This is a genomic window from Polaromonas sp. P1_E3, assembly GCF_056405935.1.
Genome location: NZ_JBFUBD010000182.1, coordinates 1 through 5,441, shown reverse-complemented (window position 1 = coordinate 5,441; position 5,441 = coordinate 1). Strand labels below are relative to the sequence as shown.

At 60.8% G+C, this 5,441-nt stretch carries 6 protein-coding genes; all 6 read left to right on the top strand.

Annotation, left to right across the window (positions count from 1 at the left end; all coding sequences use genetic code 11):
- The coding region (locus AC1D0Z_RS15320) for an AMP-binding enzyme (protein ID WP_477659083.1) at positions 1-226 on the top strand (226 nt) is incomplete at its 5' end.
- 327 nt (positions 227-553) lie between these two features.
- Entirely contained in the window at positions 554-1,807 is a 1,254-nt protein-coding gene (locus AC1D0Z_RS15315; RefSeq protein ID WP_477659084.1) for a branched-chain amino acid ABC transporter substrate-binding protein, read from the top strand.
- Between the two features lie 83 nt (positions 1,808-1,890).
- Positions 1,891-2,844, top strand: coding sequence for a branched-chain amino acid ABC transporter permease (locus tag AC1D0Z_RS15310; RefSeq protein WP_477659082.1), 954 nt, complete (start codon positions 1,891-1,893; stop codon positions 2,842-2,844).
- 10 nt (positions 2,845-2,854) lie between these two features.
- Entirely contained in the window at positions 2,855-4,147 is a 1,293-nt protein-coding gene (locus AC1D0Z_RS15305) for a branched-chain amino acid ABC transporter permease (RefSeq protein ID WP_477659081.1), read from the top strand.
- The gene (locus AC1D0Z_RS15300) at positions 4,144-4,923 is read left to right on the top strand and encodes an ABC transporter ATP-binding protein (protein WP_477659080.1); all 780 of its coding nucleotides are present in this window, start codon (positions 4,144-4,146) and stop codon (positions 4,921-4,923) included. The genes AC1D0Z_RS15305 and AC1D0Z_RS15300 overlap by 4 nt, the downstream gene beginning before the upstream one ends.
- Positions 4,923-5,441: ABC transporter ATP-binding protein (locus AC1D0Z_RS15295; RefSeq protein WP_477659079.1), on the top strand; the 519-nt coding region annotated here is incomplete at its 3' end. The genes AC1D0Z_RS15300 and AC1D0Z_RS15295, both read left to right, overlap by 1 nt.

Genomic DNA, 5,441 nt, shown 5'->3' with positions numbered 1-5,441 from the left:
GGCCCATCCCAAATGGGACGAACGGCCCATCGTCGCGGTAGTCAAAAAGCCCGGCATGGAAGTCACCCGCGATGAGTTGCTGCGCTTCTACGAAGGCAAGACCGCGAAATGGCAAATCCCCGACGACGTCGTCTTCGTCGACGCCATCCCCTTGGGCGCCACCGGCAAGATGCTCAAGACCAAGCTGCGCGAGCAACTAAAAAATTACAAATTGCCACAAGCCTAAGCGCGGCCATAGAGTGGGGGCGGGTATTAACCAAGCGGGGCCGCGGAACCGGCTTTGCCGGGCCGCAGGCGCCCCCCCCCTCGGGGGGCAGRGAGYTACACGAAGTGAAGGAACGTGGGGGCCTTGGCTGTGGTCGCTTGGGTGACATGCCGCTAGGGCATTCCCTGACGCAGTGCAACATTTTTTGACCTAACCTGTGCCGGTTCMCCGTTAGCTTTCGTTCGCAAATTCATAATTTCCAGGAGACAAGGGATGACAACCCAAACCCGATTTTTCGCTCGGCATGCCGGCGTCGCCATGGCGGTGTCCGCCATGCTTTACAGCGGCATGACGCTGGCCCAGGCTCCGGCAGCAAAAGCTGCCGCGCCGGCCAAGGCTGCCGTCGCTGCGCCCGCCGCCGGCGGTGCGGTCAACCTGAACCAGACCGTCAAGATCGCCTGGCTCGACCCACTGTCGGGCCTGATGGCGGCGGTCGGCACCAACCAGCTCAAGGGCTTCCAGTTCCTGGCCGAGYAGTTCAGCAAAAAGAACAAGGCCGGCGTGAAGTTCGAGATCATCGGCATCGACAACAAGCTCAGCCCGCAGGAAACCACCAACGCACTGAAGTCCGCCATTGACCAGGGCGCGCGTTACGTAGTGCAGGGCAATGGCTCCGGCCCGGCGCTGGCCATCATGGACGCGCTGTCCAAGTACAACGAGCGCAACCCCGGCAAGGAAGTCGTCTACCTCAACTACGCCGCGGTAGACCCTGACCTCACCAACAGCAAGTGCGACTACTGGCACTTCCGCCTGGACGCCGACACCTCCATGAAGATGGAAGCCCTGACGGCCTTCATGAAGGACCAGCCGGACATCAAGAAGGTCTACCTGATTAACCAGAACTACTCGCACGGCCAGCAGGTTGCCAAGTTCGCCAAAGCCAACCTGGCCAGCAAGCGTCCCGACGTGCAGATCGTCGGCGAAGACCTGCACCCGCTGGCGCAGGTGCGCGACTTCGCGCCCTACATCGCCAAGATCAAGCAGTCGGGCGCCGACACCGTGATCACCGGCAACTGGGGTTCCGACCTCTCGCTGCTCGTGAAGGCCGCCAACGAGGCGGGCCTGAACAACGTCAAGTTCTATACCTACTATGCCGGYGTCACCGGCACGCCGACCGCGCTGGGCGCGGCCTCTGCCGGCCGTGTCTACATGGTGTCTTACAACCACCTCAACATGGGCGGCGAGATCCAGCAGGTCCAGGCTGACTACAAGAAGAAGTTCAACGACGACTTCTACACCGGCGCGATCTTCCATGCCTTCACCATCCTGACCGAAGCCATGGCGCAGACCAAATCAACCGAGCCGGCCGTCGTGGCCAAGGCCATGGAAGGCATGCGCTTCAAGAGCTTCAACGGCGACGTCGAGATGCGCAAGACCGACCACCAGCTGCAGCAGGGCCTCTACATCGACAAATGGGAAAAAGCCGGCGGCAAGTACCCCTACGATGCCGAGAACACCGGCTACACCTTTGTGCCGGTCAAATACTATGAGCCCTATGTGGCCAGCACGCCAACCTCGTGCCAGATGAAGCGCCCGGGATGATCCCGGCGTCCCGCTGACGGACACAGGCCCGATCCGAGTTCGGGCCTTTTTTTCATCCGGCTATTTGCAACAGGCGCTTATCGATGAATCTGGAATCCTTCACCATCGCGATGCTCAACGGCCTCAGCTACGGCTTGCTGCTGTTCATGCTCAGTTCCGGCTTGACGCTGATCTTCAGCATGATGGGCGTGCTCAATTTTGCGCACGCCTCCTTCTACATGGTCGGCGCCTACATTGCCTACAGCACTTCCCAGGTCATCGGCTTCTGGTGGTCGCTGCTGGTGGCACCGCTTTTGGTGTTTGTGATGGGCGCAGCCTTCGAGCGCTTTTGCCTGCGCAAGGTGCACAAGTTCGGCCACGTGCCCGAACTGCTGGTCACCTTCGGGCTTTCTTACCTGCTGCTGGAGCTGGTGCAACTGGTGTGGGGCCGCTCTGCCGTCAACTACGTGCTGCCTGAAGGCCTGCAGGGGCCGCTGTTCACGGTGTTCGGTACCAACTTCCCGAAATCGCGCGCCTTCATCATGTTCATTTCGCTGGCCATGCTGGCCGGCATCTGGCTACTGCTCACGCGCACGCGCATAGGCCTGGTCATCCAGGCGGCTCTTACGCATCCAGAGACGGTTGAAGCGCTTGGCCACAATGTGCCGCGCGTCTTCATGCTGGTCTTTGGCGGGGGAGCGGCGCTCGCAGGCCTGGCCGGTGTCATAGGCGGCAACACCTTTGTGACCGAGCCCGCCATGGCCGGCTCGGTTGGTGCGATCATCTTCGTTGTGGTCGTAGTGGGGGGCATGGGTTCGCTCAGTGGCGCCTTCCTGGCTTCACTGCTGATCGGCCTGATCCAGACTTTCGCCGTGGCCATGGACCAGTCGCTGATGACGCTGCTCGCCAAATTCAGCTACGTCGTGACGCCCGAAACCTTTGGCTATCCGCTGCTCAAGCTCACCATCTCTCAGGTGGCGCCCATCCTGCCATTCTTATTCCTGGTGCTGATCCTGATTTTCAGACCTAAGGGCCTTCTGGGCACACGTGAAGGCTAGGCTGACCAACATGACACGAACGTTTCACGAATTCAAACCCTATAACGTCGGCCGCTGGCTGCTGTGGTCGTTGTACGCGCTGCTGCTCATCGCCGCGCCGCTGATGTTCAAAAGCAGCCTGGCACTCACCATGCTCTCGCAGGCAGGCTACCTGGTCATCATCTGCCTGAGCTACAACATCCTGCTGGGGCAGGGCGGCATGCTCAGCTTCGGCCATGCGGTCTATGCCGGGCTGGGTTCTTTCCTCGCCGTGCATGCGATGAACCTGGCCGCCAAAGGCAGCTTTTACATCCCGTTGCCGCTGATTCCGCTGGTGGGCGGCCTGTCGGGCCTGTTCTTCGCCGTGCTGTTCGGCTACGTCACCACCAAGAAGGCTGGCACCACCTTTGCCATGATCACGCTGGGCGTGGGCGAGCTGGTGTTCGCCATGTCGCTGATGTTCCCCGAGTTCTTCGGCGGGGAGGGCGGCATCACCACCAACCGCGCTTACGGCAAGCCGGTATTCGGCATCAGCTTCGGCCCGCAGATCCAGGTGTATTACCTGATCGCCTTTTACTGCTTCGTCTGCACGGCCGCGATGTTCGCCTTCACACGGACACCGCTGGGCCGCATCCTGAATGCCGTGCGTGACAATCCCGAACGCGTGGAGTTCATCGGCTACAACACCCAGCGTGTCCGCTACTACGCTTTCATCATTGCGGGTTTTTTTGCCGGTATCGGCGGCGGGCTTGCGGCGATCAATTCGGAAATCGTGACAGCGGAAGTCGTGAGCGGCGTGCGCTCGGGTAGCCTGCTGCTGTTTACCTTCCTGGGCGGGGCGACATTTTTCTTCGGCCCCATCATCGGCGCTGGCCTGCTGGTGCTGGCGCTGATCCTGCTGTCGGAACTGTCCATGGCCTGGCTGCTGTACGTCGGCCTGATTTTCCTTTTCATGGTGATGTATGCGCCGGGCGGTATCGCCAGCCTGATCATGATGAACTTGCGCGTGGCCTCTTTCGGCAAATTGCGGGAATTGTGGGTCGGCTACCTGGGCCTGGCGCTGACGGCGCTGACGGCACTGGCCGGCGCGGCCGCCATGGTGGAGATGGTCTACCACCTGCAACTCAATGCGGCACTTGGCCCCGAACTCGGCTTCATGGGTGTGCGGCTCAACGCCACCAACCTCAACAGCTGGCTGGGCGCTGGCTTTGTGCTTGTTACCGGCCTGGGCTTGTTTGAGCTCACACGCCGGCAGTTCCTCACGCAATGGGGCGAAATTCAGAATGACATTGAAAAAGAAATCAAGCGAAGGGAACTGTTGTGAGCTCAATCACCTGTTCGCTTGAACTCAAAGACCTGCGCAAGAATTTTGGCAGGACCGAAATCATCCGCGGCGCCAACCTCAAGGTGCAGGCCGGCGAGCGCGTCGCCATAATCGGCCCGAACGGCGCGGGCAAGTCCACCCTGTTCAACCTTATCAGCGGCCGCTTTGAGCCCACCAGCGGCGAAGTGCTGCTCAACGGCCAGCGCATAGACGGGAAAAAACCGTTTGAGATCAACCGGCTGGGCCTGTCACGCAGCTTCCAGATTACCAATATCTTCCCCAAGCTCAGTGTGTTTGAAAACCTGCGCTGCGGTGTGCTGTGGAGCCTGGGCTACAAGTACACCTTCTTCCGCTTTCTGGCCGACCTGGACGACGCCAACCAGCGCGCCGATGAGTTGATGGCCATGATCAAGCTCGACAAAAAGCGTGACGTGCTGGCCACCAACCTGACCTACGCGGAGCAGCGCGCACTGGAAATCGGCATCACCATTGCCGGCGGTGCCAGCGTCATCCTGCTGGACGAACCCACGGCCGGCATGAGCCGGTCGGAAACCAGCCGCTTTATCAACCTGATCAAGGAGGTCACCGTGGGCAAGACCCTGCTGACGGTGGAGCACGACATGGGCGTGGTGTTTGGCCTGGCCGACAAGATTGCGGTGGTGGTCTATGGCGAGATCATTGCTTATGACGCGCCCGAGGCTGTGCGCGCCGATCAGCGGGTGCAGGAAGCCTACCTGGGCTCATCCGTTGCCGACGCACAAGCAGGTGGTCATTGATGCTGCACATAAAAAACCTCCACGCCTTTTACGGCAAAAGTCATGTCCTGCACGGCGTGAGCTTCGACGTRGAGCCCGGCCAGATCGTCGCGCTGCTGGGCCGCAACGGCTCGGGGCGCTCCACCACGGCCAAGGCCATCATGGGCCTGGTCGATTGCCAGGGCTCCATCCTCTGGAAAAAGCAGGAGATCGTCGGCAAAAAGGCCTACCAGATTGCCCACCTCGGTATCGGCTATGTACCCGAAAACCGCGACATCTTCCCCAAGCTCACGGTGCACCAGAACTTGTTGCTGGGCCAGAAGGGCTCCGGCAAGGGCTCGCGCTGGTCTTTTGAGGACATGTACCAGATGTTCCCGAGGCTGCGCGAACGCCAGCACACCGAGGCCGGCGTGCTCTCGGGCGGCGAACAGCAGATGCTGACGCTGTGCCGCACGCTGATGGGCGACCCGGACCTCATCATCATTGATGAGCCCACCGAGGGCCTTGCCCCCAAAATTGTTGAGCTCGTGGGTCAGTAC

Coding starts and splice junctions, on each gene's coding strand:
- AC1D0Z_RS15310 (WP_477659082.1), top strand. CDS start 1,891: ATGAATCTGGAATCCTTCACCATCGCGATGCTCAACGGCCTCAGCTAC.
- AC1D0Z_RS15305 (WP_477659081.1), top strand. CDS start 2,855: ATGACACGAACGTTTCACGAATTCAAACCCTATAACGTCGGCCGCTGG.